This is a genomic window from Pseudomonas sp. LF020 (genome assembly GCF_053456425.1).
Window position 1 is genome coordinate 661,375 of the sequence record NZ_JBRFIX010000002.1, and the last position, 24,529, is coordinate 685,903.

The 24,529-nt window shown below is 61.2% G+C and carries 18 protein-coding genes; 12 read left to right on the top strand and 6 right to left on the bottom strand.

Features of this window, described 5'->3' with window-relative positions; all coding sequences use genetic code 11:
• Nucleotides 1-11: 11 nt before the first annotated feature.
• The 8 genes from ACU680_RS06930 to ACU680_RS06965 all read left to right on the top strand — a co-directional run bounded on the left by ACU680_RS06930 (nucleotide 12) and on the right by ACU680_RS06965 (nucleotide 8,980).
• Nucleotides 12-347: a DUF2934 domain-containing protein gene (locus tag ACU680_RS06930; protein ID WP_448179044.1), complete on the top strand. Its 336-nt coding sequence runs from the start codon at nucleotides 12-14 to the stop codon at nucleotides 345-347.
• Nucleotides 348-571: 224 nt separating this feature from the next.
• Nucleotides 572-2,731 (top strand): glycogen debranching protein GlgX, encoded by a 2,160-nt coding sequence (gene glgX, locus ACU680_RS06935; RefSeq protein WP_007966274.1) that lies wholly within the window; start codon nucleotides 572-574, stop codon nucleotides 2,729-2,731.
• A gap of 1 nt (nucleotide 2,732) precedes the next feature.
• Entirely contained in the window at nucleotides 2,733-3,731 is a 999-nt protein-coding gene (locus ACU680_RS06940) for an acyl-CoA dehydrogenase family protein (RefSeq protein WP_448179045.1), read from the top strand.
• Nucleotides 3,728-4,501, top strand: a complete 774-nt coding sequence (locus ACU680_RS06945; protein WP_007966271.1) for a PIG-L deacetylase family protein — start codon at nucleotides 3,728-3,730, stop codon at nucleotides 4,499-4,501. Before ACU680_RS06940 ends, ACU680_RS06945 begins: the two co-directional genes overlap by 4 nt.
• Entirely contained in the window at nucleotides 4,498-5,097 is a 600-nt protein-coding gene (locus ACU680_RS06950) for an SAM-dependent methyltransferase (RefSeq protein WP_007966268.1), read from the top strand. Before ACU680_RS06945 ends, ACU680_RS06950 begins: the two co-directional genes overlap by 4 nt.
• A complete protein-coding gene (locus tag ACU680_RS06955; RefSeq protein WP_448179046.1) occupies nucleotides 5,094-5,753 on the top strand; it encodes a glycosyltransferase family 2 protein in 660 nt (219 codons plus the stop codon). The genes ACU680_RS06950 and ACU680_RS06955 overlap by 4 nt, the downstream gene beginning before the upstream one ends.
• A 184-nt stretch (nucleotides 5,754-5,937) precedes the next feature.
• On the top strand, nucleotides 5,938-6,696 hold the full coding sequence (locus ACU680_RS06960; protein ID WP_367084632.1) for a PIG-L deacetylase family protein: 759 nt from the start codon (nucleotides 5,938-5,940) through the stop codon (nucleotides 6,694-6,696).
• A gap of 226 nt (nucleotides 6,697-6,922) precedes the next feature.
• The gene (locus tag ACU680_RS06965; protein WP_448179047.1) at nucleotides 6,923-8,980 is read left to right on the top strand and encodes a hypothetical protein; all 2,058 of its coding nucleotides are present in this window, start codon (nucleotides 6,923-6,925) and stop codon (nucleotides 8,978-8,980) included.
• 184 nt (nucleotides 8,981-9,164) lie between these two features.
• Here ACU680_RS06965 and ACU680_RS06970 read toward each other — a convergent pair whose 3' ends face one another.
• Both ACU680_RS06970 and ACU680_RS06975 read right to left on the bottom strand, forming a co-directional pair.
• Nucleotides 9,165-9,467, bottom strand: coding sequence for a DUF6124 family protein (locus ACU680_RS06970; protein WP_448179136.1), 303 nt, complete (start codon nucleotides 9,465-9,467; stop codon nucleotides 9,165-9,167).
• 140 nt (nucleotides 9,468-9,607) lie between these two features.
• Nucleotides 9,608-9,979, bottom strand: coding sequence for a DUF6124 family protein (locus ACU680_RS06975; protein WP_338801803.1), 372 nt, complete (start codon nucleotides 9,977-9,979; stop codon nucleotides 9,608-9,610).
• Nucleotides 9,980-10,668: 689 nt separating this feature from the next.
• Between ACU680_RS06975 and ACU680_RS06980 the strand changes: the two genes are divergently transcribed.
• From ACU680_RS06980 to ACU680_RS06990, 3 genes are all read left to right on the top strand, one after another.
• Nucleotides 10,669-11,451 carry an endonuclease/exonuclease/phosphatase family protein gene (locus ACU680_RS06980; RefSeq protein WP_448179048.1) on the top strand — a complete coding sequence of 261 codons (783 nt, stop codon included), beginning with the start codon at nucleotides 10,669-10,671 and terminating at the stop codon, nucleotides 11,449-11,451.
• Between the two features lie 194 nt (nucleotides 11,452-11,645).
• On the top strand, nucleotides 11,646-14,198 hold the full coding sequence (locus tag ACU680_RS06985; protein WP_448179049.1) for an autotransporter family protein: 2,553 nt from the start codon (nucleotides 11,646-11,648) through the stop codon (nucleotides 14,196-14,198).
• A 322-nt stretch (nucleotides 14,199-14,520) separates the two neighbouring features.
• A complete protein-coding gene (locus ACU680_RS06990; RefSeq protein WP_448179050.1) occupies nucleotides 14,521-15,591 on the top strand; it encodes an autotransporter domain-containing protein in 1,071 nt (356 codons plus the stop codon).
• 130 nt (nucleotides 15,592-15,721) lie between these two features.
• On the opposite strand, the gene glgB is transcribed toward ACU680_RS06990, so the two are convergent.
• From glgB to ACU680_RS07005, 3 genes are all read right to left on the bottom strand, one after another.
• Nucleotides 15,722-17,953, bottom strand: coding sequence for a 1,4-alpha-glucan branching protein GlgB (gene glgB, locus ACU680_RS06995; RefSeq protein ID WP_448179051.1), 2,232 nt, complete (start codon nucleotides 17,951-17,953; stop codon nucleotides 15,722-15,724).
• Between the two features lie 2 nt (nucleotides 17,954-17,955).
• Complete coding sequence (gene treS / locus ACU680_RS07000; protein WP_448179052.1) at nucleotides 17,956-21,297, bottom strand: maltose alpha-D-glucosyltransferase; 3,342 nt, start codon at nucleotides 21,295-21,297, stop codon at nucleotides 17,956-17,958.
• A gap of 183 nt (nucleotides 21,298-21,480) precedes the next feature.
• Nucleotides 21,481-23,478, bottom strand: coding sequence for an alpha-1,4-glucan--maltose-1-phosphate maltosyltransferase (locus tag ACU680_RS07005; protein ID WP_448179053.1), 1,998 nt, complete (start codon nucleotides 23,476-23,478; stop codon nucleotides 21,481-21,483).
• A 217-nt stretch (nucleotides 23,479-23,695) separates the two neighbouring features.
• Here ACU680_RS07005 and ACU680_RS07010 point away from each other — a divergent pair, with 217 nt between their 5' ends.
• The gene (locus ACU680_RS07010) at nucleotides 23,696-23,854 is read left to right on the top strand and encodes a hypothetical protein (protein ID WP_448179054.1); all 159 of its coding nucleotides are present in this window, start codon (nucleotides 23,696-23,698) and stop codon (nucleotides 23,852-23,854) included.
• A 114-nt stretch (nucleotides 23,855-23,968) separates the two neighbouring features.
• Here ACU680_RS07010 and ACU680_RS07015 read toward each other — a convergent pair whose 3' ends face one another.
• On the bottom strand, nucleotides 23,969-24,481 hold the full coding sequence (locus ACU680_RS07015) for an MgtC/SapB family protein (protein ID WP_448179055.1): 513 nt from the start codon (nucleotides 24,479-24,481) through the stop codon (nucleotides 23,969-23,971).
• Nucleotides 24,482-24,529: the final 48 nt, after the last annotated feature.

Sequence of the window (24,529 nt, forward strand, 5' to 3'; positions counted from 1 at the left end):
GGAGCATTGCGATGAGTACCGACGATAAACGCATCCGCGAGTTTGCCTATCAGATCTGGGAATCGGAGGGCAAACCTGAAGGGCATGAAGCGCGTCATTGGGAAATGGCGCGCAAACTGGCCGAAGCCGAGGCCCTGGCGCCGAAGAAGTCGCCAAAGGCTGCGGGCAGCAAAACTGCCGGCAAGACGGCGAACGGCAAAGCCACCGAAAGCAAGACGCCGGCAGCCAAGCCCAAGGCGCCGGCGGACGCCAAAGCCAAGCCCTCCAGCGCCGCCAAAGTGATTCCACCGGGCGAAAAGGCCGCCGAGAAAAAGCCGCGCGCGCCGCGCAAGCCCCCGGCCAACTGATACACCCGCATTTATTGAACTGAATGACCGTGTGGCGAGTTCGCTCGCCACCGAGGACTCACTCGTCCTCAAGAAACATACAACCTTCCTGTAGGAGTGAGCCTGCTCGCGATAGCGATGTATCAGGCGAAATCGCGATTGAATGTCAGACCGCTATCGCGAGCAGGCTCACTCCTACAAGGTTTTGTATCAGCCGAGAATTTCCCCGTTTTGCAGGAGCAATCATGTCCAGTCCAAAAAAAGCCGAGCCCGCAGCGCACGCCGAGCCGTCCAGAATCCGTGAAGGTCTGCCCTTCCCGCTCGGCGCCACCTGGGATGGTCTGGGGGTAAACTTTGCGCTGTTTTCCGCCAACGCCACCAAGGTCGAGCTGTGCATCTTCGACGATGCCGGCGAAGTCGAACTCGAACGCATCGAACTGCCGGAATACACCGACGAGATTTTCCACGGCTATCTGCCCGACGCCCATCCGGGGCTGATCTACGGCTACCGTGTGTATGGCCCGTATGACCCGGAGAACGGCCATCGCTTCAACCACAACAAACTGTTGATTGACCCCTACGCCAAACAGCTGGTCGGCGAGTTGAAATGGTCCGAAGCGCTGTTCGGCTACACCATCGGCCACCCCGACGCCGACCTCAGTTTCGATGAACGCGACAGCGCGCCGTTCGTGCCCAAGTGCAAGGTCATCGACCCAGCGCACACCTGGGGCAACGACCACCGCGTCAGCGTGCCGTGGGACAAGACGATCATTTATGAGACCCACGTACGCGGCATCAGCATGCGTCACCCGTCGGTGCCGGAGAACGTGCGCGGTACCTTTGCCGGTCTGATGGTCGACGACGTGCTCGAGCACATCCGCAAACTCGGCGTCTCGAGCGTGGAATTGCTGCCGATCCACGCCTTCGTCAACGACCAGCACCTGCTGCACAAGGGCATGACCAACTACTGGGGCTACAACAGCATCGCCTTCTTCGCCCCGGACCCGCGTTACCTGGCCAGCGGCAAGATCGCCGAGTTCAAGGAGATGGTCGCGCACCTGCACGAGGCCAATCTGGAAGTGATCCTCGACGTGGTCTACAACCACACCGCCGAGGGCAACGAACAAGGCCCGACCCTGTCGATGCGCGGCATCGACAACGCCTCCTACTATCGCCTGATGCCGGACGACAAGCGCTACTACATCAACGACTCCGGTACCGGCAACACCCTCGACCTCAGTCACCCGTGCGTGCTGCAAATGGTCACCGACTCGCTGCGCTACTGGGCCAGCGAGATGCACGTCGACGGTTTCCGTTTCGACCTGGCGACGATTCTCGGGCGCTATCACGACGGTTTCGACGAGCGTCACAGCTTCCTCGTCGCCTGCCGCCAGGACCCGGTGCTGCGTCAGGTGAAAATGATCGCCGAGCCTTGGGACTGCGGCCCCGGTGGCTATCAGGTCGGCAACTTTCCGCCGGGCTGGGTCGAGTGGAACGACAAATTCCGCGACACCGTGCGCGCCTTCTGGAAAGGCGACGACGGCCAGGTTGCCGACTTCGCCAGCCGCATGACCGCGTCCGGCGAGATGTTCAACCAGCGCGGGCGGCGGCCGTACTCGTCGGTGAACTTCATCACCGCCCACGACGGTTTTACCCTCAACGATCTGGTGTCGTACAACGACAAGCACAACGAGGCCAACGACGAGAACAACCAGGACGGCAGTAACAACAACCTGTCGTGGAACCACGGGGTCGAAGGCCCGACCGATGATCCGGAGATCAATGCACTGCGCCATCGGCAGATGCGCAATTTCTTCGCCACGCTGCTGCTGTCGCAAGGCACGCCGATGATCGTTGCCGGCGACGAATTCGCCCGCACCCAGGACGGCAACAACAACGCCTATTGCCAGGACAGCGAGATCGGCTGGGTCAACTGGGACCTGAGCGAAGACGGCAAGGCGCTGCTCAAGTTCGTCAAACGCTTGATCAAGTTGCGTATGGCTTACCCGATCCTGCGTCGCGGGCGCTTCCTCGTCGGCGAATACAACGAGGACATTGGCGTCAAGGACGTCACCTGGCTGGCGCCGGACGGCACCGAGATGACCACCGAGCACTGGCATGACGCGCACAACCGCTGCCTGGGGATGCTGCTCGACGGCCGCGCGCAGGAAACCGGGATTCGCCGCAAAGGTGCCGACGCGACCCTGCTGCTGGTGGTCAACGCCCACCACGACATCGTCAACTTCAGCCTGCCGGAAGTGCCGGAAGGCAGTTTCTGGACCTGCATGATCGACACCAATCAGCCATCGATTCGCGGTCAGGAACGCTTCGATTTCGGCCACGAATACTCGGTGACCGGGCGTTCGCTGCTGCTGTTCGAACTGCACCGCGAAGAAGAAGACTGATATGGACCTGCACAGCTATCTGGCGCGCCGCCCGCCGGACTATCACGACACTGCGGCACTCGGCCATTGCCTGCGAGCGCTGGTCGAGGCCGGTCTGGATCAGCTGCCGTTGCCCGGCAGCGGCCGCACGCTGGAACGTTTTCAACGTCTGGCGGAAGTCGGCGGACATGATCTGGGCTTGTGCAAACTCTACGAGGGCCATACCGACGCCCTGGCGATCATCGAACAGCTCGGTGGTTCGCCCACGCCGGGCAGCACCTGGGGCATGTGGGCCGCTGAACCGCCGCAGGCTCGGGTGCACGTGCAGCCAGCCGGGCACATGGTGCGCCTCGACGGGCGCAAGGCCTGGTGCTCCGGGGCGGCGGTGCTCAGCCATGCGCTGCTCACCGCGTGGGACGCCGAGGATCGCCAGCAACTGGTCGCGGTGGCGCTGGATCAACCGGGCGTGACCATCACCGATCAGGGCTGGCAAGCGGTCGGCATGGGCGCCACCGGCAGCGTCGAAGTGTTGTTCGACGCTGCCGAAGCCCAGGCCATCGGCGAACCCGGCGACTACCTGAATCGTCCGGGTTTCTGGCAAGGCGGGATCGGCATCGCCGCGTGCTGGTACGGCGCGGCGCGGCAGATCGCCGAGGTGCTGCGGCAACACTGCGCACAACGCGAGGAGCCGCACGCCCTCGCCCACCTCGGTGCGGTCGATTCAGCGCTGTACGCGGCAGCCAATGTGCTGCGATTCAGTGCCCTGCATATTGATGCGCACCCCGAAGCCGATGCCGCACTGTTGGCCCGGCGTGCCCGTGCAGTGGTCGAGCAATCGGCTGAGCAGGTGATGCGCGACGTCGGGCGCGCGCTGGGCGCCGGGCCGTTCTGCAAGGATCGGCACTTCGCCCGGTTGAGCGCCGATCTGCCGGTGTTTCTGCGCCAGAGCCATGCCGAGCGTGATCTGGCGGCCCTTGGCCAAGCGCTGGCTGAACACTCCGAGGAGGTCTGGACGCTATGAATGCCGTGAACAAACCCGATCCGATCATCGGCCATCAGGGCACTTCGCTGCTGCAATGGCAACATTCCCGGCACCTGGCGGCACTGGACAGCGTTGATGTCCTCAGTCTGGTGCCACCGGGGGCCAGGGCGGTGATTGTCGCTCCACACCCGGATGACGAAGTGCTCGGCTGCGGCGGTATGTTGCAGTTGCTCGCGGCCGCCGGGCGTCAGTTGCAACTGATCTCGGTCACCGATGGCAGCGCCAGTCACCCCGGCTCCGAACGCTGGCCGGTGGAACGCCTGAGCGTGGTGCGGCCGCAGGAATCGGCCGAAGCCCTGCGCCGCCTCGGCGTGCCGTTGCACCGGATGAAATGGCTGCGCGGCGGTTTCAGCGATAGCCAGGTCGCCGCGGATGAGCCGTCGCTGGTCGCGTTCATCGAGCGTCACCTGCGCCCCGGCGATGTGGTGTTCAGCACCTGGTGCGAAGACGGCCACTGCGATCACGAAGCTGCCGGCCGCGCCAGTATCGAAGCTGCGCGGCGGGTCGGCGCCACCTGCCACGAATTGCCGGTCTGGACCTGGCACTGGGCCTCTCCGGAAGACGCTGCGGTGCCGTGGCAGCGCGCGCGCAAGATTCTGTTGTCCCCCGAGCAAGTGGCGCGCAAACGCCACGCGGTACATGCGTTCGCCAGCCAGCTGGAAGGCGACCCGCAAGCCGGGCTGCAACCGGTATTGGCGCCGTATGTGCTGGATCGTCTGCTGCAACCGTTCGAAGTGGTGTTCCTATGAGTGTCGATGATCGTTACTTCGACGGATTATTCAGCGCCAACGACGATCCCTGGGCGTTTCGCGAGCGCTGGTACGAACAGCGCAAACGCGCGATCACCCTCGCCGCCCTGCCCCGCGCGCATTATCGGGCGATCTTCGAGCCCGGTTGCGCCAATGGCGAACTCAGCGCCGAACTCGCCGGTCGCTGCGACCGTCTGCTGTGTTGCGACACCGCCAGTGCCGCGGTGAACCTGGCGCGTACCCGATTGAGCCTGTTTGACCACGCCGAAGTGCGCCAAAGTCGCCTGCCCGGCGACTGGCCGGAGGAAAAATTCGACCTGATTGTATTTAGCGAAATCGGCTACTACCTCGATGCCCAGGATCTGACAGAAGTGATCCGCCGCATCAGTGAATCCCTGACCGCGGACGGGCAATTGCTCGCTTGCCACTGGCGCCCGCCCATCGACGGCTGCCCGCTGAACGCGCGGCAGGTGCATGACCTGATCCACGAGCAACTGCCGTTGCCGCGTCTGGCATTGCATCAGGAAGCGGACTTCCTTCTTGAAGTCTGGAGCCGCGAGCCGCGCTCGGTAGCCGCACTGGAGGGCCTGCGATGATCGGCATTCTGATTCCGGCGCATAACGAGGAAGACCTGCTCGAGCAATGCCTCAGCGCGGCACTGCGCGCCAGTAAACACGGGCTGTTGGCCGGCGAGCCGGTCGAAGTGCTGGTGGTGCTCGACAGTTGCACCGACCGCTCGGCGCAGATCGTCAGGCGCTTTCCGGTGCAGAGCCTGCACATCGACGCGCGTAATGTCGGCCAGGCCCGGGCCGCCGGCGCGCAGGTCCTGCTGGAGCGCGGCGCACGCTGGATTTCCTGCTCCGACGCCGACAGCCGCGTAGCCGATGACTGGCTGGTGGCGCAACTGGGGCTGGGTGCCGACGCGGTATGCGGCACGGTGACCGTCGAACATTGGGATCAGTCGTTCGATGAAGCCGCGCAGATTCGCTATCACAGTCACTATCAGGCCCGTGACGGGCATCGCCACATCCACGGCGCCAACCTCGGGGTCAGTGCCGACGCCTATCGCTGGGCCGGTGGTTTCCCGCCGCTGGCCTGTGACGAAGATGTGCAACTGGTGCGGCGACTGGAACAGTGCGGTGCCGACATCGCCTGGAGTCATCGCCCGCAGGTACGCACCAGTGCCCGACTGGACAGCCGGGCACGAGGCGGATTCGGTGACTATCTGCGAAATCTGGCACAGCTTGGTTAAAAAAAAGCGGATCAGATTGATCTGTGACGCGACGAATCAAGTTTCATGAGCAATACTCTGCTGCGCGGCAATCCAGGGTTCGGAGCGTCGCACGGCAATCCATTCGCCTTCACGGGTCGAGCGCGCCTGATTTTTCACGGCGTCTGCACGACTGAGGGCCAGAGACAACAAGGACGTAATACCCATGAAACCGTTAACCCTCAGCGACAATCCGCTGCCGGCGCAGATATGGAACAGCGCCCGGCAACTCGACAACATCCCCGTCATCAATACCCACAGTCTGGTGCCACCCGGTGCCCGAGCCGTCGTCGTCGCCCCGCATCCGGGTGATGAGGTGGTGACCTGTGGCGGGCTCCTGCAATTGCTCGCCAGCCTCGGCCATCCGTTGCAACTGCTGTCGATCACTGACGGCAGCGCCAGCCATCCCGGCTCGCGGCAATGGTCGGAAAAACGCCTGAGCGTGTTCCGGCCCCAGGAAAGTGTCGAAGCGCTGCGCCGCCTCGGCTTGCCGATGCACAGCCTGAAATGGGTGCGTGGCGGGTTCACCGACAACGCGCTGCTCGATCGAGAGGCCGACCTCACCGAGTTCATCGCCCGTTATCTGCGCCCCGGCGACGTGGTGTTCAGCACCTGGCGCGAGGATCGTAATGACGATCACGAGGCGGTTGGCCGGGCGAGTGCCAAAGCGGCAGCGCAAGTCGGCGCGACCTTCCATGACGTGCCGGTCTGGGCCTGGCACTGGCCGGAACGCGACCAGAACCTGATCCCCTGGGAACGCGCACGCAAACTGCGCCTCGACACCTGGACTGTGGCTCGCAAAAGCCACGCCACCCACGCCTACGCCAGCCAGCTCAAAGGCGAACCGGCGATCGGCATCGCCCCGATGCTGCCGCCGGTGATCCTGGAACGGATGCGCCTGCCGTACGAAATTGTATTCATCTGAAACCCCTTCTCCCCTGTAGGAGTGAGCCTGCTCGCGATAGCGGTGTGTCAGTCAACGCAGTTATGGTTGATCGACCGCCATCGCGAGCAGGCTCACTCCTACAGAGGATTTGCCGTTCGTCTGATACCCGCCCTCACCTGTCAGATATGACAGTAGGCAACGGCTTTTACCTGAGGTGAGATGAGCATGTCCGATTGGACGGACGCCCATCACGCGAGGTGCAGCCATGAATATCTCGTCAATATCAAACAATATTCTTGAGCTTTATCCCGTACTCATTCCTGGCTGGATAACCCCGATCAAGCCCGCCGATCGTGCCGACGGCGGTATTCCCAAATCCATTTACGACGGTAACCCATTGGGCCTGCAGGTGGTGATCGATCCATGGACTGAACGGCGGTTCTTCCAAGACCCCAAGGCGGAATTCGATTCGGTCGCCCTGTATCTGAACGACGACGAACCACCGGTGGCAAGCCACACCGTGCAACCCGGAGACGAGCATAAGCGCATCCCCCTCTACGTGCCGCATAAGCGCCTGAAACATGGCACCAATCGCCTGTATTACGTCGTAACTCGCCTCGGTGGCCACCCGCAACCCTCACGCGATCTGGACGTGCTCTACCATCTGCAAGTACCGATCGACTTGGTTCTGAAGATTCCAGGCGACGTGGTCACCGACGGCATCAGCGCGGAACGGGCGGCTCAAGGCGTTAAATTCACCTTCAAATACACCGGGCCCGAGCTTTATGACCTTGTGCGCCTGCAGATTGGCAATCATGCTTTCGATCTGGAGGTCACCCACCCGGGTGCCGAATTGAGCATGACGCTGTATACCGCCGACTTTGAAAAAACGGGCGACGGCAAGCTCACCGTCTATTTCAGGGTGACCGACCAGTTAGGCAACTTTGAGATCTCCGACAGCACTGCATTGGACATTCACCTGGCTGTCCCCTTCGAACCGCCCGCCCCGACCGTACGCGGTCAGACCGGCAACACCTTCAACCCGACTCTGCCTGAAATCGTGGTGCTGATCCCCGGGGCAAGCCTGCTCCCCGCTGACAAACTGAGCGTGCAATGGACAGGCGCCACCGCGGCAGCCGGCGGCTCCTACACCAGCCCACTGCAACTGGTCAGCGAAGGGCTGGAGATCACGGTGCCACTGTCGGTGTTGGCCTTCAGCCTCAGCAAAATCGTCACTGTGACGTATACCGTCATCCGCAACGCTGTGCCCCGTACCTCGTTGCCGCTGTTGTTGAATATCGAAGCCCTGCCGGACTCAAGCTTGATCCTGCCGGTGATTCTGGAAGCCGACGATAACGGCGAGGGCCCAGAGTTCAATGTATGGAATCTAACCGGCAATGCCATCTATCGCATGGGCGTCTGGCCATTGATTGCTACAGGCCAATATGTGTGGCTGCGTCTGAAAGGGACGAACGCTGATGGCAGTGACTACAACCTTCAGATCCATACCGCACCAGGCTCAATGGTAAGCGACAAGTGGCTCGATCAAGGTTATTACGAGCGAAGCATCGCCCTTGAAGGCTTGAGAAACCTCAAGGATGGCAGCACGCTGAGGATGGAATTCAAGGCGGCGTTCGGCAAGAGCACGAATGAGAATGAGGCGGTGGCCTTGCCTGTGCGCACTTACAAGATCAAAGCGTTTGAAGATGTGCGGCCTACCATCATTTCGGCAAGAGACTCTGTGGGCCAGATGATTCTGTCTGGCGGTGATACTGCTGACAGAACGATAGTTATGACCGGTGTCGCAAGCAGGGGCCAAAGAGTCGAAATTCTGGATAATCTGATAGCCATAGGCGAAGTCTTGGCAGACTCGCAAACCGGAGAATGGTCGTACACCTTGATGAGGCTTGAGGCGTTGACCCACATCTTCACAGCGAAGGTTCTGGATGGCAGTGATCAGACTTCTGCCCCGTACCTCATCGTTGTCACAGATGCAAAAGATGTTCTAGCGTTTTGGATACAAAATGGACAAACAGGAGGCGCCGGGTATCTTCCACAAAACGGTAGCGTATTGTTACTTTCGAATTACGTGGGCTTGAACTTGGGTTTTCAGGTCGTATCCTTCGCCATAGGAACTCATGTAGTAACTCTAAGTAGCCCCATGGGTGAGCTTCAAAGCAGGACTTTAGACATTAAATCTCCTGGTTCCCGTCAAATCGGATTATGGGGTATCACACTCAAGGGTCCGGGAATATATACGCTGAACTTCTTCGGTCCCACAGGAAAGCAGATAACTCCGCCCTTCACCGTCACATTCAATTGATACGAAAGGGTTTGCTTGCCTTAAACCCTAGTTGCTGAGAAGGGATAAGGAGACAGATTTATTTAATGGCAATCGCGAGTAGGCTCACGTTTGCAAGGGATCTTTGCCGGGCACTTAACCTGTGACAAACGCAGATCCACTGTAGGAGCGAGCCTGCTCGCGATGAGGCCAGACCTATCAGCGCCTATTCCCTGGGCACAACATTATCCAGCGCCTGATTCACCGCCAATTCCCCCAGCATCACCACCTGCGCAATACCCAGCGCTGTATTACGACTCGGCCCCTCCAGCGTGCCGGCGAAATCGCCGAGCATCACCGTGGCTGAGGCCAGGGATTCGCAGGCGTTGGCCAGCAGGGATTCGGTGTCGGTTTGCGGGTTGACCAGGAACATGCTGCTGGGGGTGTAGGGGGTTGCCATGATTTGCGGGTCTGTGACCGGCGGATTGGGTGGGGTTTCGGGCATCGGCTGGAACTCCGATCGAGGCACTTTGAAAGGATTACTCACTGTAGGAGCTGCCGCAGGCTCGGGCCGCGTTCGGACGATCTTTTGATCTTGATCTTCATCTTGATCTTGAAAAACAAAATCAAAAGATCGCAGCCTTCGGCAGCTCCTACATGGGTGACCGATTAGTTCGGGACGCGGCGGCCGTCCAGTACCCGGTTGACCATCAGTTCACTGAGCATGATCACCTGATGCAGCATCAGCATGGCCCGGCGCTGTGAGTGGTCGACGGTGTCGCCGATATCGCGGGCCATGTCACTGGCGGCGGCCAGGGATTCACAGGCTTCGACGAGCAAGGTTTCTTCGTCCACGGTGGGGTCGATGAGGAAGATTCTGTTCGACTTGCATGACGAGGCTGTAGGGATCGAGATCTTCAGTGCGCCGGGGTTGAGGTAGAAGTTGATGGCGCGGTCGGTTGCCGCTTTTATCTTCTGCGGGTCAAGGGCTGGGTCGTACGGGATCGAGGTGTCTGGGGGGTTGGGTGTGGCTTTGAACATGGATGAAACTCCGTATCGAGAAATAGGAGCCATCACCCTCGCTACCAAACGATGGGTGGCGGCCATGCGCGGGTTGGTAGACCGGTCGATACGGAACCCGGCGCTCACGAATGAGCCCCACGCATGTCCACCATATAAAACTGAGCCGCAAAAAAGAGGCTGCATAAGGTGACGCCATACGACCGTACCGAAATGGGCTACCAAACCCGATCACTGTTTTCCAGTGACAGGGAAACGATAAGCCCATCGCATAGCCGTGTAAGCCGGCGGATTCTGGCGTACGCGTAGGTAACGGCGCAAGGCGTTGTAGCCGTTATGGCGTAACGGTTCGTGTACTTTAAACGTGGTTGCCGGGTTATGTTTATTTGCGGCGTTTGCGCTGTTGTTTTGATTTTGTCTGGCAGGCCGCTTTCGCGAGCAAGCTCGCTTCCACAGTTGGAATGCTTGCATTCAGTTGGGGATTGGTCGGCGGGTAGGCCGTCATCGCTGGCAAGCCAGCTCCCACAATTTGACCGAGTGCATTCAGGCAGAGATTGGTCGATCGGGAGGCCGCCTTCGCGAGCAAGCTCGCTCCCACAGGTTTCCTGGCGGCTCTGCTGATTTGAATTCCGACCTGAGACATCTGGAAGGAACTGCCCGCGCACAGACCAGTCGCATGAACAGGAAGCCGTTTTTTCAGAGGAGTGAACGTGTCCAGCGATCCCAAGCGTCACGCCGTCGACGCACCCGTCATCCATCGCCTGCGTGTGCTGACGGTCAACACTCACAAGGGTTTTACCGCCCTCAACCGGCGCTTCATCCTGCCGGAACTGCGCGAAGCGGTGCGCAGCACCTCGGCCGATCTGGTGTTTCTGCAGGAGGTGGTGGGCGAACACGAGCGCCATTCCAATCGCTACCAGGAATGGCCGCAAACCTCGCAATACGAATTTCTCGCCGACAGCATGTGGAGCGATTTCGCCTATGGGCGCAATGCGGTCTATCCCGATGGCCACCACGGCAATGCCCTGCTGTCGAAATACCCGATCCGCGAATACCGCAACCTCGACGTGTCGATCACCGGCCCCGAGCGCAGAGGCCTGCTGCACTGCGTGCTGGACGTACCGGGCCACGCCGAGGTGCACGCAATCTGCGTGCATTTGAGTCTGCTGGAAAGCCACCGCCAATTGCAGTTGCAGTTGCTTTGCCAGTTGCTCGAATCATTGCCCGACGATGCACCGGTGATCATCGCCGGCGACTTCAATGACTGGCAGCTGCAGGGCAATGCCGCCCTCGCCCGCCGCAATTACCTGCACGAAGCCTTCGAACGCCACCACGGCCGTCCGGCCAAGACCTACCCCGCGCGTTTTCCGTTGCTGCGCCTGGACCGCATCTACCTGCGCAATGCCAGCAGCCACGACCCGCAGATCCTTGGCAACAAGCCGTGGACGCACTTGTCGGACCACTTGCCGCTGGCGGTTGAGGTGCATCTTTAAGCGCAGTTCTGACATGACCGTTGGTCAGTCGTGCTTGATCGGGCAGCGAATTCTTCTACACCTAGGAAAGCTCAAGGAGTAGCGCATTCAATTCGTTAGGGCAGGGATCTCACGTGGTGCCTCAGTTATACAGGGAGGCCGGATCAAGGCTCGCTCAAGGATGAATTTCCCGAATTCAGCCGAAGGGAATTGCCATGACGCGCTACTCCAGATACCTGCGGGCCCTGCCGCAGACATTGTTCCTGCCTGCCTCACTACTGCTCGCCAGTTCACCCGCCTCCGCCGCCTGTTCACTGATCCCGGGCCCCGGCAACGACGCGTTCACCTGTGACAGTGGCACCAGTGGTCCACTGACCGACCTTGCGGGCAACAACAGCCTGGCCTTCCCCGCCAACGGCAGCGGCCAGATCAATGGCAGCGTGACCTTCGGCGCCGGCGCTGACCGGGTGAACATGCAATCGGGCGTGATTACCGGCGCGGTCAGCCAGGGCGCCGGCATCGACGATTTCGTCATGAGCGCAGGCTCGGTCGGCTCACTGGCGCAGGGCGATGGCCGCGATACCTTCCTGATGACCGGCGGCACCATCGTCGGCGCCTTTGAAGACGGCGATGTCGCGCGCATGACCGGCGGCACCATCGGCCGGGTCGACATGAAGCTCGACAACAATATTTTCGACCTGTCCGGCGGGCAGATCCTCGGCAACCTGGTCACCGGGTTTGGCACCGATACCATTATCGTTTCCGGCGGGCGCATCGGCGGCAATATCAGTGTCAGCGGCGGCAACGACAGCATTACCGTGACCGGCGGCGAAATCGGCGGCGAGATCCGCGCCAGTGTCGGCAACGACACGCTGCTGTGGGACGGCGGCGGCATCATCCGTTCGGCGATCCTGATGGGCGACGGCAACGACAGCGCAACGCTGCGCAACCTCGATGACAGCGTATTGGCACTGACCCCCAACGTCGACGGCGGCGCGGGCAACGACGTCCTGACCTTCGACAACACCCGCACCGCGCTGCCAGCGCGATTCAGCAATTGGGAGACGGTGAACCTCAACAACGGCTCGCAACTGGACCTGGGGTCGAGCAGCCTGGTGCTTGGCGATGCTGTCAGCGGCGCCGGCGTGCTCAACGTCGATGCCAGCAGCAGCGTGTTCTCCACCCAAGGCGCGGTGTCACCCGCCGTGGCCGGGCAGCCCGTGACCGTCAACAACGCCGGGGTCATCGACCTGACTCGCAACAACAGTCGTACCGATGACAGCCTGACCATCAACGGCAACTACGTCGGCAACGGCGGCCAGTTGTTGCTGCAAAGCGAACTCGGTGCCGATGGTGCGCCCAGCGACAAACTGGTGGTCAACAACGGCAGCCTCAGCGGTGCCACGGTCATCAGCGTGACCAACATCGGCGGGATCGGTGGGCTGACCCAGGAAAACGGCATTCAGGTGGTGCAGGCCCAAGGCTCCACTGTCAGTACCAACAATGCCTTCAGCTTCAGCGGTCCGGTGTCGGTCGGCGCTTACGATTACTACCTGTTCAAGGGCGGCGTCACCGCCGGCAGCGAAAACAGCTGGTACCTGCGCTCCGCCGTCGTCGCACCGCAGGTAGTCAGCGTGCCCAATCCCGATCCGGCTCTGCCGCCGATTCTGGTACCGGTGGTGGCGACTCCGGTTGTCGCGCAGATCACTCCTGTAGCACCCGCCCCCGGCGAACCCGCGCCGCCCATCACCAGCCCTGAGCTGCCCGTACTCCCCGTGCTGCCCACCGCCGTGGCGGGCGCTGCGCCGATCCCGATCTATCGTCCGGAAGTGCCCAACTGGTCAGTGCTGCCGCCCGCCGCCGCGCAACTGACCCTCAGCGCACTCGGCACGTTTCACGATCGTCAGGGCGATCAACGCCTGCTCAGCGAAACCGGTGCCTTCGGGGCCGGTTGGGGCCGCGTCTACGGCAAGAACATCGACCAGAGCTGGGCCGGCACCGTCACCCCACGCCTGAACGGTTCACTCAATGGCTTTCAAGTCGGCAATGACCTGTACAGCACGCAGACGTCGGGCGGGCAAACGCAACGCATTGGCCTGTTCGTTGGCCACAGCCGGATTCAGGGCGATGTTGACGGTTTCAACGAAGGCTTCGAGGGCAACAGCGCGGGCAAGATCAAACTCGAGGGTGACAGTTATGGCCTGTACTGGACGCTGACCGATCCCTACGGCTGGTACCTCGATACCGTGGCGATGGGCACGCGTTTCGACGGCGACAACCGTTCCGACCGTGGGCTGAAACTGGACAATCGCGGGCATGCCCTGACGCTCTCGGCCGAGGCAGGCTACCCGTTCGCGCTCAACGACACCTGGGTGGTCGAACCGCAAGTGCAGGTGATCCACCAGAAGATCTCCCTCGACAGCCAGGACGACGGTATCTCGCGAGTGTCATTCGATTCCGACGCTGCCTGGACCGGTCGCCTCGGCACCCGGCTCAAGGGCCGTTATCAGGTCAACGGCTTGCCGCTGGAGCCGTACCTGCGGGCCAACCTCTGGCACACCTTTTCCGGCACCGATTCGGTGACCTTCGACGGCACCGACACCATCGACAGCCAGCAGAAATCCTCCACCGCAGACGTTGGCCTCGGCGTCGTACTGACGCTTGACCGTGCGGTGAGTGTTTACGCCAGCACCGATTACAGCCGCAATATTGACAGCAATGACCTGCGTGGGCTGGCGGGAAATCTTGGGGTTCGCATCAGTTGGTGAATCGATAGCAGGCTGCTTGAACCCTTTACAGCCCGGTCTCCGCACTGTTTTCCCCTGCAAACAACGACTTGGATATGTGCAGAAAAACAAACGCTTGCAGCACCTGATTTAGCTGTACCGCTCATCGTGCAGTTTCTTGACGCATGGGCCTCGCTCTTCTTATCTCTACCTTACTACCCCCGGAATCACTATCCGGGGCGACCCTTACGGCACTCGCGAAATCGAGCGCCGCGGTTCGCCCCGCTCCATTCGGTCGCCCCTCGTTCGGGGTAGGAGAGACGCCAGAAAAGAGATCCCGCATGCGCTTGCAAGGTAGACCTCCATGAAAAGCTCATTCACCCCACAAGAGATCAAAGTGACGTTTTGCACAGTGTCGAGTTCGATTCTGCTGTGCTCATCCATGGAGGCGCAGGCCGGACCTGCGGCGGATGAAACCACTCCCTGGTATCGCCAGGACATGCCCGTTCTGACCTTGCCGGCAACCGTTGTCACCCCCGAGCCACAACGCCTGAGTCCGCGTCCCGATTTGCAAGGCGCCGACCTGTTCACCGAGGATCTGGCGCCGGCAGCCTGGGACCGGTTGTACGGGCAAAGCGCCCGACAAGCGCAAACCGACGTGCTGTCGCCAGGTTTTGCCACGCCCGGCAACGGCGACTTCAAAGGCCCGCCAGTAATGACCATACAAAGCCCCGGCGGACACACCCAGACCATCGGCCTGATCGGCGGGCAAAAGCAGATCATGGCCAACAGCGGCGGTCTGATCAGCAGCCGCACACTCGCCGATCCGACCACCGATACCCTGAACCTGCAAGGCCAGAGCCTAGGCGCCTATTACCGCCTGACTGGCGCGCAAGGCTGGCATGTCGACCTGTCGGCCAGTGGTGGTCGGGTCAGTGGTTTCAGTCGCAATGAACAGGGCGCGCGCCAGGCCACCGAAGGCAGCGCGATGACCTTCTCGGTCGAGGGCGGTTACCCCATCGGGCTGAGTGAAAACTGGGTGGTCGAACCCCAGGCGCAATTGATCAACCAGCGCATTACTCTCGACACGCCATACGCGGGTTCCGGCAATGCCTCATCAACGGATCTGTCGGCGTGGAGCGGCCGCGTCGGCGCCCGCCTCAAAGGTAGTTACGATGTGAACGGTCTGCCCGTGGAGCCCTATGTGCGCACCAACCTCTGGCACACAGTGTATACCGGCAACACGGTGACCCTCGATCAGGTCGACAAAATCAGCAGCAGCCGCAAGTCATCAACAGTCGAATTAGGGCTGGGATTGGTGGCGCGGGTGACGCCTGCCGTCAGTCTGTATGTCAGCGCCGATTACAGCAGTGACGTGGATGACAATGATCTGAACGGGTTGATTGGCAGTCTGGGGGTGCGGATGCGTTGGTGATTTCGGATCATCCCAGGATCATTGTGGGAGCGAGCTTGCTCGCGAAAGCGGCTGAACATTCAACATCATCGTTGACTGACATATCGCCTTCGCGAGCAAGCTTACTCCCACAGGGTTATCGGTACCTGGATCAACCCTCCGGCTTGAGGATCAACACCGCCAGCGGCGGCAGGTTCAGTTCCAGCGACAGCGACTGGCCGTGGCTCGCCACCTCTTCGGTAAACGCCCCGCCGCCATTGCCATAGTTGGACCCGGCGTAAGTGTCGGCATCACTGTTGAGCAACTCACGCCAGCGTCCGGCAAACGGCACGCCGACCCGATACGACTGACGCGGCACCGGGGTGAAGTTGGCGACCACCAGCACCGGCTTGCCGTCCTTGCTCCAGCGCAGCCACGCGTACACGCTGTTGATCGCGTCATCGCCGATCAACCACTGGAAGCCCTGCGGCGCGTCGTCCTGATCGTGCAGCGCCGGTTCCTCGCGGTACAGGCGGTTAAGGTCGCCGACCAGTTTCTGTACGCCTTTGTGTTCCGAGTATTGCAGCAGGTACCAGTCCAGTTGCTGATCGTGATTCCACTCACGCCACTGGCCGAATTCGCAGCCCATGAATAACAGTTTCTTGCCCGGATGGGTCCACATGAAACTCAGATAGGCGCGCAGGTTGGCGAATTTCTGCCAGCGGTCGCCGGGCATCTTGTCGATCAGCGAGTGCTTGCCGTGCACCACTTCGTCGTGGGAGATCGGCAGGATGAAGCGCTCCGACCAGGCATACACCAGACCAAAGCTCAGTTCGTTGTGATGATGCGCGCGGTACACCGGATCCTGCTGAATGTAGTGCAGCGAATCGTGCATCCAGCCCATGTTCCATTTGTAGGCGAAACCGAGACCGCCCTGCTGGGTGCTCTGGCTGACGCCCGGCCATGCGGTGGACTCCTCGGCGATCACCAGCGCACCCGGCGCTTCCAGCTCGACCACGTCATTCAAGTGGCGGAGGAAATCGATCGCCTCTAGATTCTCGCGCCCGCCATGACGGTTCGGCACCCATTCGCCGGCCTTGCGCGAATAGTCGCGATAGAGCATCGAAGCCACGGCATCGACGCGCAGACCATCGATGTGGAAATGCTTCAACCAGTGCAGCGCCGACGCCAGCATGTAGCCGTGGACCTCGGTGCGGCCCAGGTTGTAAATCAGCGTGTCCCAGTCCTGATGGAAGCCTTCCAGCGGGTTGCCATATTCATACAACGCCGTGCCGTCGAACTGCGCCAGGCCGTGGGTATCGGTAGGGAAATGCGCCGGCACCCAGTCGAGAATTACGCCGATATCGGCGCGGTGGCAGGCGTCGACGAACTCACCGAACTGCTCTGGAGTGCCGTATCGGGCGCTCGGGGCGAATTGCGAGAGCAACTGATAACCCCATGAGCCGCCAAACGGGTGCTCCATGATCGGCATCAGTTCGATGTGGGTGAAACCGAGTTCCTTGACGTAAGGAATCAGCCGTTCGGCCAGTTCCGGCCAGGTGTACTGACGGGCGACTTCGCCCAGATCGTCCAGTTCGCATTGCCACGAGCCGGCATGCAATTCGTAGATCGACAGCGGCGCTGAATGCTTCTGCCGCTCGCGGCGGCCGCTCATCCAGTCCTGATCCTGCCAGTTGATCTGCAGCGGCGCGGCGACTTTCGAAGCGGTGTCCGGCGGCAGGCTGGTGGCCAGGGCCATCGGGTCGGCCTTGAGCGGCAGAATGCCGTGGGCGCCGAGGATCTCGTACTTGTACAACTCGCCCGCCTGCAGGCGCGGAATAAACAACTCCCAGACCCCGGATGGATGGCGCAGGCGCATCGGATGCCGGCGACCGTCCCAGACGTTGAAATCGCCGACCACCGACACCCGCCGGGCATTCGGTGCCCACACGGCAAAACGCACACCGTCGACGCCATCGACCGTGGTCAGTTGTGCGCCGAGGCAACTGCTGAGGTCGCGATGATTGCCTTCGGCGAAAAGATACAAATCCATCTCGCCGAGCAACTGGCCGAAGCTGTAGGGATCTTCCGCCACCTGCTCGCCGCCGGCCCAACATGTGCGCAGCAGGTACGGCCGCGCCTGATCGAAGTGACCGACAAACAATCCCGGTGTTTCGGTGGCTTGCAGTTCGCCGCGTTCTTCACCGCTGTCCTTGTCCAGCACTTCGACTTTCAACGCACCCGGCAGATAAGCGCGGATGAACTGCCCGCCGGCACCATCGCCGTGCGGGCCGAGAATGGAAAACGGGTCGCGATGTTCGGCGCGCACCAGCGCGTCGATGTCCTGCGCCGCCGGTAATAACGCTTCTTTAGCGTGACCCTGTTCCTTGTTCGAGAAACTCATGACTACTCTCCACCAAGATCGGAAAAGGGTTTAAGCCCCGTCAATAACCCATACAAGCCGTGCAACGGCACGGGCAGCCACGTGGGGCGATTTTCGGCTTCATAGGCCACTTCATAGGCCGCCTTCTCCAGGCCGAACAGCGCAAGCGCAGCGTCGGCACCCGCAGGATCCTGCCAGGCATGATCAAGACTAGCTGCCGCTTGGCGATACGCCTGAACAAATGCCTCGCGCGCCTCACGCAGGTAGCGCTCGGCAACCCGGTGCCGGGCCGCTTCCGACTCTGGACTGTGATCGGCGTTGTGCACGTTGATGGTCATCGCCGCCGCGTAATCGAAGGAACGCAGCACGCCGCTGACGTCCTTGTACGGACTGTGTTTGCCGCGCCGTTCGTGCAGCGGCCGCGCCGGTTCACCCTCGAAGTCGATCAGATAGGCATCGCCCTTGATCACCAGCACCTGGCCCAAGTGCAGGTCGCCGTGGACGCGAATCCGCAAGCCGCCCACGGCTTTCTGCGCGAGTTCCTGCACATGACCGAGGATGACTTTTTTGTTGTCCACCAACTGCGCGACCATTTTCTGATCCGCCGCGCTCAGATGACTCTGATGCTGCTTGAGCAGCTTCAACGCATGCTCGACCTGCGCCGCAACGTCCTTGCCAGTGGCTTGGGCGTCCTTGGCGCTGGTGGTTTGCGGGGCGAAGTCGGGATTGTCGCTCGGCGCCGCCAGCACCTGGTGCATTTCGCCCAGACGCTGGCCGAGCATGCCGGCAAAGTCCTTAAGCTCGCCGAGGGCGTTGTAATGCTGTTCCTGCTCGGACATCGCGTCCGCCAGCTCATCACGCAACGCCCGTTCGAGGTTGTTCTGCGTCCATTCCCAGGCATCGCCCTGATTGCTCAGATAGCCTTGGGCGATCATCAGCAGATTGTCTTCGCCCGCGCCATCGCGGCGAATCACCGAGCCGAGCAGCGGCGAGATGTTGGCGAAACCGGCCTCGGTCAGGTACGCGCTCATTTCCAGTTCCGGGTGAACACCCGAGGCGACCTTGCGGATCAGCTTCAGCACCAGACTGTTGCCGATCACCACCGAACTGTTCGACTGCTCGGCGGACAGATAGCGCACCTCGGATTCAGCGCCGAGGCCGAGTTTTTCCAGTTGCGCGGTCGGCGCGAAACGAATCTCGCCCTGTTCGGAGTTGAGCACGGTGTTGCTCTGCATGCCTTGCAGTACCGCGTGGACAAACGTTTCGAGGCTGAAGGCATCCGTGATCAGACCGACCTGCCGCCCGCGACGAACACGGGACAACGCCAGTTGCTGCGGTAACGCCGGGCCGACCTGATCTTCGGCGATGAAGCCGAACGGCAATTGATAGCGGCTGGTCTGCCCGGCGCTGGTGACTTCGATCTCGCTGAGCAGCACTGGATGCTGCGCATCGCCGAAGCGCACGCCGTAGGCCAGATTGACCTGTTCGATGGCTGCGTCCTTGCCGGCGAACCAGCGGCGGTTCTGCAGCCAGCTCGGCAGGATGCTCTGCTCCAGCGTATTGCGGGTCGGTGCTTCGAGCAGTTCTTCCATGCGTTTTTTCAGCACCAGGGTGGTGAAGTCCGGCAGGCTCTGCGCCGGTTCCACGTGCCAGCTCGGCATCTGGTTTTCCGCAGCCAGGGCGAACCAGTAGAAACCGTACGGCGCCAGGGTCAGGAGGAAATTCAACTGGCCGATCGGCGGGAACGCGTTACCGCCGAGCATCTCTACCGGGACCATGCCGACGTAGGCCGACAGATCGAGTTCCGCCGCCTGCGCGCTGCGCGACACGTTGGCCACGCAGAGAATGATTTCGTGCTTGCCGTCGGCGTCGGTGAATTCCCGGGTGTAGGCCAGAATCCGTCGGTTGCTCGGCGAGAGCATCTTCAGCGTGCCACGACCGAACGCCTTGGACTGCTTGCGCACGGCGAGCATGCGCCGGGTCCAGTTGAGCAGCGAATGCGGGTCGCCGGCCTGGGTCTCGACGTTGACCGAGAGATAACCGTATTGCGGGTCCATGATCGGCGGCAACACCAGGCTGGCCGGATCGGCGCGGGAGAAGCCGCCGTTGCGGTCAATCGACCATTGCATCGGCGTGCGCACGCCGTCGCGGTCGCCGAGGTAGATGTTGTCGCCCATGCCGATTTCATCGCCGTAATACAGGGTCGGCGTGCCAGGCATCGACAGCAGCAGGCTGTTGAGCAACTCGACGCGGCGGCGGTCACGCTCCATCAACGGCGCCAGACGCCGACGAATGCCGAGGTTGATCCGCGCGCGACGGTCAGCGGCGTAGTAGTTCCACAGGTAGTCGCGCTCTTTATCGGTGACCATCTCCAGCGTCAACTCATCGTGGTTGCGCAGGAAGATTGCCCACTGGCAGTTGGCAGGAATTTCAGGGGTTTGCCGCAGAATGTCGGTGATCGGGAAGCGATCTTCCTGGGCCAGCGCCATGTACATGCGCGGCATCAGCGGAAAGTGAAACGCCATGTGGCATTCGTCGCCGTTGACACCCTCGGCATCGGTGTCGCCGAAGTACAGCTGGGTGTCTTCCGGCCATTGGTTGGCCTCGGCCAGCAGCATGCGGTCGGGGTAATTCGCATCGATTTCGGCGCGGATCTGCTTGAGGACGTCGTGGGTCTCGGGCAGGTTTTCGTTGTTGGTGCCGTCGCGCTCGATCAGGTACGGAATGGCGTCGAGGCGCAGGCCGTCGATGCCCATGTCCAGCCAGTAACGCATCACCGACAGCACCGCTTTCATCACTTGCGGGTTGTCGAAATTCAGGTCGGGCTGGTGCGAATAGAAACGGTGCCAGAAGTACTGGCCGGCGACCGGGTCCCAGGTCCAGTTGGACTTTTCGGTGTCGAGGAAGATGATTCGGGTGCCATCGTACTTCTGATCGTCATCCGACCACACGTAGAAGTCGCGCGCCGCAGAACCGGGCTTGGCCTTGCGCGCCCGCTGGAACCACGGGTGCTGGTCGGAAGTGTGGTTAATGACCAGCTCGGTGATCACCCGCAAGCCGCGTTTGTGCGCCTCGGCGATGAAGCGCTTGGCGTCGGCCATAGTCCCGTAGTCGCTGTGCACACCGCGGTATTCGGCGATGTCGTAACCGTCGTCGCGGCGTGGCGACGGGTAGAACGGCAGCAGCCAGATAGTGTTGACGCCGAGTTCGGCGATGTAATCGAGTTTGGCGATCAGGCCGGGAAAGTCGCCGATCCCGTCGTTGTTGGAGTCGAAAAACGATTTGACGTGTACTTGATAGATCACCGCATCCTTGTACCAGAGCGGGTCTTTGATAAAGGTGGCTGCCTTGGGTTTCTTCGCCATGTGAAACTCCTGTTCAATTCTGGAAAGCCACACGGCTAATACCTGTGGCGAGGGAGCTTGCTCCCGCTGGGTTGCGAAGCAGCCCCATTGCATTTGTTCTGATGCACCGCGTTCACTTGTGTTACGACTGCTGCGCAGCCGAGCGGGAGCAAGCTCCCTCGCCACAAGGTTCTGTGCACGACCTTATGCGGCAGTAATCCGCCAGATCCCGAACGGCTGGTACGCCGGGTCAATGCGCATGAACTGGTATTTGCCATGCCAGTCCCAGCGATGCCCGTTCATCAAGTCTTCGCCATGGGTGGTCGCATCGTCCGGCAGGCCCATCTCCCACAGCGGCAGCTCGAAATTGGCTTCCTGCACGTTGTGCGGATCCAGGCTCACCGCCACCAGAATGAAATTGCTGCCATCGAAACTGCGCTTGCCGAAGTACAGAATGTTGTCGTTCCAGGCGTTGTAGACCTTCAGCCCCAGGTGCGTGTGCAGCGCCGGGTTCTGCCGGCGGATGCGGTTGAGCTGGGCGATTTCGGCAATGATGTTGCCCGGCGCATTGAAGTCGCGAACGCGGATCTCGTACTTCTCCGAATCAAGGTATTCCTCCTTGCCCGGCACCGGCGCCGATTCGCACAGCTCATACCCGGAGTACGTGCCCCACAGGCCCGAGCCCATGGTCGCCAACGCCGCACGGATCAAAAACCCCGGCCGCCCCGACTCATGCAGGAACGCCGGGTTGATGTCCGGCGTGTTGACGAAGAAGTTGGGCCGGTAGCATTCACGCCACGGCGATTCGTTGAGTTCGGTGAAATAGGTCGCCAGCTCCGACTTGGTGTTGCGCCAGGTGAAATAGGTGTAGCTCTGGGAGTAACCGACCTTGCCCAGACGCGCCATCATCGCCGGCGTGGTGAACGCTTCGGCGAGAAAGATCACCTCCGGGTGTAGCGCCCGCACATCGGCGATCAGCCATTGCCAGAACGGCAGCGGCTTGGTGTGCGGATTGTCGACGCGGAAGATTTTCACACCTTCGTTGACCCAGCCGACGACGATATCGCGCAGCTCGACCCACAGACTGGGGATCGCGTCCGGCGCATAGAAGTCGACATTGACGATGTCCTGATATTTCTTCGGCGGGTTTTCCGCGTATTTGATCGTGCCGTCCGGCCGCCAGTTGAACCAGCCCGGATGCTGCTTGAGCCATGGGTGATCCTGGGAACACTGGATGGCGAAATCGAGGGCGATCTCCAGGCCATGCTCAGCGGCAGCAGCCACCAAACGGCGGAAGTCTTCGCGAGTGCCGAGTTGCGAGTGAATCGCCTCGTGGCCGCCCTCCTCGCTGCCGATCGCGTACGGACTGCCCGGATCATCCGGCCCGGCCGTCAGGGAATTGTTGCGCCCCTTGCGATGGGCGCGGCCGATCGGGTGAATGGGCGTGAAGTACAGCACGTCAAAACCCATGTCCTGAATCATCGGCAGACGCGAGTGCACGTCGTTGAAAGTGCCGTGTCGGTTGGGATCGTCGGTGATCGATCGCGGAAACAGCTCGTACCAACTGGCAAACTCGGCCAGTTCACGTTCGACATCCACCGGGAATTCCGCGCTCAGGCTCAGATAGGCGCGGTGATCGGCCTGCGCCATCAATTGCGCACTGCGCGAGTGCAGAAACAGCGCCACCTGCTCGGTTTCGAGCAACCCGGACAGCTCATGATGCAGCGCTGCGAGTTGCTCGCTGAGCTGACCGTCGCTGCGCTCGGCGGCCTGCTGCACCATGCTGCGGCCTTCCTGCAATTCCAGTGAAACCGGAACGGCAGCGTTGTGTTTTTTCTCCAGTTCGTACTGGAAACTGGCGAAGTGATCGATCCACGCCTCGACACAAAAGACAAAACGCCCCTGATGCTCGGGCCGAAAGCGGCCCTCCCAACTGTTGTTGCCGAGGTCATTCATGACTTCGCTTTGCCAGGTCTCGGTGCCTTCCTCGTGCCAGCGCACGCGCACCGCCAGCTTGTCATGGCCATCGGCAAACACTTTGCTGGTGACGACGACGTCACGCCCGGCAATCGACTTGACGGCAAACTGCCCGCCATCGAGAGTCGGCATGGTGTTTTCGATCACGATGCGCGGCAGCAGCAACGCCTGCGACAGCGGCATGTGCGGGTTGTAGCTCTGCTCTGAAGGTTTTTCAGCAGACATCGAGCATCTCTCCTTTACGCCCCAAGGACGCTCTTGTGCCGGATCCGTGTTCACAATGAGGCACCGGCCACGACTTGAACTGACTTAGGTTCCGAGCGACCGGCGCGGGGAAAAGTTCACAGGGATTTGCCTGAACAACCAAGCGGATCGAAATCGCCAACAGGTGGTCAATCCACTTAAGCACTTCTCACGCCATGTGCCACACGGAGGTCTACAGATGAACATCCCGATCCCGGCCGAAACCCCTGATCCGAACATCGACAAACCCACACTGCCCGAGACCGAGCCGCAACCGGTTCCCGAGCAGGAACCCCCAGGCACCACGCCACCGCCGAAGGACGAACCACCCACCACGATGCCCCCCGTCATCGTCTGACACGCCCCCCCCCTGTAGGAGCTGCCGCAGGCTGCGATCTTTTGATGTTGATTTTTAAAAACAAGATCAAAAGATCGCAGCCTTCGGCAGCTCCTACAGGGGGTTTACGGGTTGTTACAGGTGCTGGTTTTTCTCGCCGTCTTTCTCGAACACCCTGACCACCCGTGGCATCACGCTGAAAATCCCCAGCGCCAGCAAGGTACTGAGCAACGCCGTCGCCTCTTTGCCCAGCCCCGCCGCCACGCCGATTGCCGCAGTCATCCACAACCCGGCTGCCGTCGTCAGCCCTTTCACGTGCCCTTCGTCACCTTCCTGATTCTTCAGGATCGTCCCGGCACCGAGAAAACCGATCCCGGCGATCACCCCCTGCAACACCCGGCTCATCGCATCGGATTCAGCCCCTGAGGTCTGCGGCACCAGCACAAACAGCGCCGCGCCGAGCGCCACCAGCATGTGCGTACGCACCCCGGCGGCCTTGCCTTTATGTTCCCGCTCGAAACCGAGAATCCCCCCCAGTACCGCCGCCATCACCAGTCGCACGGTGATGCGTGTCAGTTGTGAGGCATCGCCGATGTCAGCGAACTCCGCTTGCAGGGTTTCCCACACTTCATGCCACCAGGCATTCATCGTTTGATCCTTGTTATTGGTTGGATAAGGGATGGACAGCAGCGACCA

Excerpts from the sequence above, each read along its gene's own strand:
- ACU680_RS06930 (WP_448179044.1), top strand. The coding sequence starts at position 12 with ATGAGTACCGACGATAAACGCATCCGCGAGTTTGCCTATCAGATCTGG.
- glgX (WP_007966274.1), top strand. The coding sequence starts at position 572 with ATGTCCAGTCCAAAAAAAGCCGAGCCCGCAGCGCACGCCGAGCCGTCC.
- ACU680_RS06940 (WP_448179045.1), top strand. The coding sequence starts at position 2,733 with ATGGACCTGCACAGCTATCTGGCGCGCCGCCCGCCGGACTATCACGAC.
- ACU680_RS06945 (WP_007966271.1), top strand. The coding sequence starts at position 3,728 with ATGAATGCCGTGAACAAACCCGATCCGATCATCGGCCATCAGGGCACT.
- ACU680_RS06950 (WP_007966268.1), top strand. The coding sequence starts at position 4,498 with ATGAGTGTCGATGATCGTTACTTCGACGGATTATTCAGCGCCAACGAC.
- ACU680_RS06955 (WP_448179046.1), top strand. The coding sequence starts at position 5,094 with ATGATCGGCATTCTGATTCCGGCGCATAACGAGGAAGACCTGCTCGAG.
- ACU680_RS06960 (WP_367084632.1), top strand. The coding sequence starts at position 5,938 with ATGAAACCGTTAACCCTCAGCGACAATCCGCTGCCGGCGCAGATATGG.
- ACU680_RS06965 (WP_448179047.1), top strand. The coding sequence starts at position 6,923 with ATGAATATCTCGTCAATATCAAACAATATTCTTGAGCTTTATCCCGTA.
- ACU680_RS06975 (WP_338801803.1), bottom strand. The coding sequence starts at position 9,979 with ATGTTCAAAGCCACACCCAACCCCCCAGACACCTCGATCCCGTACGAC.
- ACU680_RS06985 (WP_448179049.1), top strand. The coding sequence starts at position 11,646 with ATGACGCGCTACTCCAGATACCTGCGGGCCCTGCCGCAGACATTGTTC.
- ACU680_RS06990 (WP_448179050.1), top strand. The coding sequence starts at position 14,521 with ATGAAAAGCTCATTCACCCCACAAGAGATCAAAGTGACGTTTTGCACA.
- glgB (WP_448179051.1), bottom strand. The coding sequence starts at position 17,953 with ATGAGTTTCTCGAACAAGGAACAGGGTCACGCTAAAGAAGCGTTATTA.
- treS (WP_448179052.1), bottom strand. The coding sequence starts at position 21,297 with ATGGCGAAGAAACCCAAGGCAGCCACCTTTATCAAAGACCCGCTCTGG.
- ACU680_RS07005 (WP_448179053.1), bottom strand. The coding sequence starts at position 23,478 with ATGTCTGCTGAAAAACCTTCAGAGCAGAGCTACAACCCGCACATGCCG.
- ACU680_RS07010 (WP_448179054.1), top strand. The coding sequence starts at position 23,696 with ATGAACATCCCGATCCCGGCCGAAACCCCTGATCCGAACATCGACAAA.
- ACU680_RS07015 (WP_448179055.1), bottom strand. The coding sequence starts at position 24,481 with ATGAATGCCTGGTGGCATGAAGTGTGGGAAACCCTGCAAGCGGAGTTC.